4 protein-coding genes are annotated in these 5196 nt (G+C 40.0%); all 4 read left to right on the plus strand.

Translation table 11 applies throughout. The annotated features are described in order from the left end of the window. Window positions 1–314: 314 nt before the first annotated feature. Window positions 315–1460, plus strand: a complete 1146-nt coding sequence (locus QZ379_RS11950; RefSeq protein ID WP_291565052.1) for a TlpA disulfide reductase family protein — start codon at window positions 315–317, stop codon at window positions 1458–1460. 183 nt (window positions 1461–1643) lie between these two features. Continuing rightward, window positions 1644–2108, plus strand: coding sequence for a transcription elongation factor GreA (gene greA, locus QZ379_RS11955; RefSeq protein WP_291565055.1), 465 nt, complete (start codon window positions 1644–1646; stop codon window positions 2106–2108). A gap of 56 nt (window positions 2109–2164) precedes the next feature. After that, entirely contained in the window at window positions 2165–2572 is a 408-nt protein-coding gene (locus tag QZ379_RS11960) for an HIT family protein (RefSeq protein ID WP_291565058.1), read from the plus strand. A gap of 95 nt (window positions 2573–2667) precedes the next feature. Then, window positions 2668–5028: a TonB-dependent receptor gene (locus tag QZ379_RS11965; protein WP_291565060.1), complete on the plus strand. Its 2361-nt coding sequence runs from the start codon at window positions 2668–2670 to the stop codon at window positions 5026–5028. Window positions 5029–5196: the final 168 nt, after the last annotated feature.

Genomic DNA, 5196 nt, shown 5'->3' on the forward strand with positions numbered 1-5196 from the left:
GCGTAGCATAACAGCACCATCTGCCTGTTTTGCCAGCTTTCCCGTTTCGAGTGTGATGGTTCTGCCATCTCCAAGCTCGATCGTCTTAACAATTGGATTGATCATAAAAATTGATTTAATATAGTTTTTCGTCAAAATATGCGCAAAGATAAACATTTTATTGCAGTAAAAGGGTGGTAATGAGGTAAAACTTTCATAAAATGCTAATTTTTTGTCGCTGATTATTAAGAAGAAAGAAAAAAACTTTGTGAAATCGTTTAAAACAGTAACTTTGCACCGCTAAATTTATTTTTTTAACCAATAGGAATAACGGTATGAGCAAAAAAAATTATATTGCCGCCATGCTTCTTGCAGCAGGATTTGCGGCATGTAACCGCGGGCCGGTTTTTAATGTTGAGGGTGTAATAGCCGGAGCTGATGATAAAATGTTGTATATGGAACATTCTTCGATGAATGGAGTTCTTAAAGTGGATTCTGTGAAACTCGGCGAAAACGGTAAGTTCCACTTATCCGCAGCACGCCCTGAGGCACCTGATTTTTATAGATTGAGAATTGATGACAAGGTTATAAACTTTGTTGTGGATTCTACAGAAACTGTAAATATAAACTCTTCATATACTACATTCTCTTCTGGTTATACAGTAACAGGTTCTGAAAGTAACATAAAGATAAAAGAACTTTCGTTACTGCAGGCTGAACTTCAGGAGAAGGTAAATGAACTGAATAAATCAGGTCTTCCGGCAGGTATAGCTCAAGACAGCCTTTTGCGTATGATTACTGACTATAAGAATAAGGTGAAGCGTGAGTATATATTTAAGGAACCGGACAAGGCTTCATCGTATTTTGCATTGTTCCAGCAGCTGAACGGTTTAATGATTTTTGACCCGTTCTCAAGCAAAGATGATGTCAGGTGTTTTGCTGCAGTTGCAACAAGTCTTAATCACATGTATCCTCATGCTGACCGTTCGAGAAATCTGTATAATATGGTAATAAAAGGAATGAAGAATACACGTACTCCGCAGGCTAAACCTATAGAGATTCCTGAGGATATGGTGACTGAAACATCAATCATAGATATTCCATTAAGAGATATTAATGGTGAAACAAAGCATCTTACAGACCTGAAGGGTAAGGTCGTGTTGGTAGATTTCACTGCTTATGCCACTTCCAACTCAGGAACCAGAACGTTGGCCTTGAGAGAACTTTATAGTAAATATTCATCTCAGGGACTTGAAATATATCAGGTATCATTTGATACTGACGAGCATTTCTGGAAAACAGCGTGCGACAATCTGCCTTGGATTTGTGTCCGTGATCCGCAAGGTCCGTATTCTACTTATGCAAAATTATATGGCGTTTCAGGACTTCCTACTGCATTTCTCGTAAATAGAAACAATGAACTGGTGTTAAGGTTGAACGAAAAATCAGATTTGGAAGCAGAAATCAAAAAGTTGCTTTAACATGTTTAATAGCATGTAAAAATAAAGCACTTATGTGATTGACTTATAAGAAAAAAGCTTATCTTTGCACACAGAATATAAGATGAAGGGTTCCGGCATAGTTGAACATGTCGGAATTCTTTTTTGTTTTATATCAAATCAGGAAATTAATTAATAACGAAAATAATTAGGAGGAAAATTATTATGGCTTATATGTCAGAAGAAGGCTATCAGAAACTGTTGGCCGAATTAAAGCATCTGGAGGCAGTGGAACGTCCGAGAATCGTAGCTGCTATTGCAGAGGCACGTGATAAGGGTGACTTGTCGGAAAATGCAGAGTATGATGCTGCCAAGGAAGCACAGGGCTTGTTGGAAATGAAAATCAACCAGCTTAAGGCTACTATCGGTGATGCAAAAATCATTGACACATCAAAGATGAAGGCTGATACAGTACAGATTCTTACACGTGTGGAATTGAAGAATGTAAAAAACAATATGAAAATGGCTTATACTATCGTGTCTGAAAGTGAAGCCAACCTTAAGGAAGGAAAGATTTCAGTAACAACTCCTATTGCTCAGGGATTGCTTGGCAAGAAAGTTGGTGATGTAGCTGAGATTACAATACCTCAGGGTAAAATCAGTCTTGAAATTTTAAGTATATCATTTTAATTGTTAAGGCAGGTCTGCTTCGTGCGGACTTGCCTTATTTAATATTATATAAAGATATGGCAACTATATTCAGTAAAATCATTGCAGGAGAAATTCCAAGCTACAAAGTGGCTGAGAATGATAAGTTTTATGCGTTTCTTGATATAAACCCTTTAGTGAAAGGACATACATTGGTAGTTCCGAAGAGGGAAGTGGATTACATCTTTGATTTGGAAGATGACGAACTGGCTGAAATGCATGTTTTTGCAAAGAGCGTTGCACTTGCTATTCAGAAAGCATTCCCATGCAAGAAGGTAGGTGAGGCTGTTATCGGTCTTGAAGTTCCTCATGCACATATCCACCTTATCCCAATCCAGAAAGAATCGGATATGCTCTTCTCGAATCCTAAACTTTCATTGACTTCAGATGAATTTGCCGCTATTGCTCAGGCTATAAATAATGCCTGGACTGAAAGTCAGAAATAATTTTCCTATTCATTTTATATAAAGCCATCTATTATGATGGCTTTTTTTATTTGTAATCACTGCATTTGCATCTGTTAATGTGAAAAACTTTTTATATGTTCAGAAGATTTATAAGTGGGCTTGTCCTGTCAATAGTTTCTATAGCTGTATTTGCCCAAAATTATCAGATTAAAGGTACGGTAGTAAGCAAGTCTACGCGTGAGCCTTTGGAGTTTGTCAATATATTGGTTGTAGGACTTAACATCGGTGCTTCAACTGATATAAACGGAAATTTTACAATCAATTCTGTTCCTCCAGGTATATACCAGTTGAGAGCCTCAACTATAGGCTATAAGACTGTCTTTACAGAAGAATACAGAGTAAACCATATCACTCCTCATATCAATATTGAGATGGAGGAGAAGAGCACTTCAATATCTGAGGTTACAGTCACGGCCTCACCGTTCCGTAGAGTAGCCGAGAGTCCTGTCAGCCTGAGGGTTATCGGACTTCAGGAGATAGAGAAAGCTCCGGGGGCAAACCGTGACATATCGCGTGTGGTACAGAACTATCCTGGTGTGGCATTCTCGCCTGTTGGATATAGAAATGACCTGATAGTTCGTGGTGGAGGTCCGTCTGAAAACAGATTTTATCTGGATGGGGTAGAGATACCTAACATTAACCATTTCAGTACGCAGGGAGCTTCCGGCGGTCCTGTGGGGCTTATTGATGCCGACCTGATACGAAATGTCAAATTTTATAGCGGCGCTTTCCCGGCTCATCGTGGAAATGCTTTGAGCTCTGTGCTTGAATTCAGCCTTCGCGACGGAAGTATGGAGCGTAATTCGCTTAAGGCTACTCTCGGTGCATCCGAAGTATCCCTCAGTTCAAACGGTCATTTGGGTGACAAGACTTCTTATCTGGTATCTGTACGACAGTCATATCTGCAGATGTTATTTAAGGTGCTCGGATTGCCGTTCCTGCCGGCTTATACAGATGCTTCTTTCAAGATAAAGACAAGATTTGATGACAAGAATGAACTCACCGTGCTTGGCCTTGGGGGATTGGACCGCATGAAACTGAATATGGATATCGATGGCGATTATGCCGAATATCTTCTTAGCTATCTGCCTACGATAGAGCAGGAAACATTTACTTTGGGTAGTGTGTACCGTCATTATGCGGGCAATCATGTACAGTCCGTTACATTGAGCCACAGTTATCTGCATAACAGAAACTTTAAATCTCAGAATAATGATGACAGCAATCCTGACAATCTGAATCTTGATTTGGGCTCCGTAGAACAGGAAACCAAGCTACGTGTGGAGAATACATCCGAGTGGGCTTCATGGAAGGTCAATGCCGGTTTTGAATTGAATTACACTCATTACACAAACGATACCTATCAGAAGATATTCTCCGACAAGTTATATGAGTTCAATTACAATACGTCACTCAATATGCTGCGCTGGGGAATATATGCTTCTGCCAACTACAAATCGTTCGATGAGAAGTTTACGGCTTCTCTCGGTGTAAGAACCGACGGAAATAACTACAGTGACAAGATGAAAGAACTGTGGAGGCAGCTGTCGCCTCGTCTTTCTGTTTCCTACAGGCTTATAGACGGACTTTATCTCAGCGGACATATGGGGCTCTACTATCAGCTTCCGGCATATACCGCTTTAGGTTATAAAGATAATTCCGGTGTTTATGTAAATAAGGGACTTGATTATACGTCTGTCACTCAAGAAAGTTTGGGCTTGACATGGAATCCTACCGAAACAATGGAAGTTTCGGCAGAAGGATTTTATAAGATGTACAACAATATGCCTTTGTCCGTAGCAGACAATATTCCGCTTTCATGTAAGGGAAACGATTATGGCGTTATAGGTAACGAACTGCTTGTATCAGATGCGGAAGGCCGTTCATATGGTGTGGAAATCATGTTCAAATGGCTGCTGGCAAAGAAACTGAATCTTTCTTCATCGCTTACTTTCTTCAGGAGTGAGTTTAAATCCGGAGCGGATGATAAATATGTGGCTTCTGCATGGGACAACAGATTCATATTCAATATGAGCGGAACGTATAACTTGTCAAAGAACTGGAGTGTAGGTATGCGTGTATGTGCCATAGGCGGTTCGCCATATACTCCGTACGATGAGGAAAAATCATCACTTATAGAAGCATGGAATGTTCAGGGACGTGCTTATTATGACTATAGCCGTTATAATATGGAGCGTCTTCCGGCTTTCGGACAATTGGATGTCAGGGTTGACAAGACATTCTATCTGAAAAAGTGTATGTTGGGATTCTATGTTGACATACAAAATATCACTGCCAGCAAGCTCCGTCAGCCGGATGCGTTGATGAGTACAGGGGAGGTTGACACTAATCGTCCCGGACATTATGTGATGAAGAGTATAAAGATGGAGAGTGGAACGATATTGCCTACCATCGGAATAACTTTCGAGTATTAAATGGTGTTTAAACGGTATTTAATCAGTATTTAAATGCCGGTTAAGGAATGATGATGACGGCCGGTTAACGCTTAGTGAACGGATTTTGAACAGCTGGTGAACGAGGTTATTCTGTGTCTTACCCTGAAAAAAGTTGACTCATAAAACCAACATTATGAGTTCACAAAT

It is taken from the genome of Bacteroides sp., from assembly GCF_019417265.1.
Lineage (GTDB): Bacteria > Bacteroidota > Bacteroidia > Bacteroidales > Bacteroidaceae > Phocaeicola.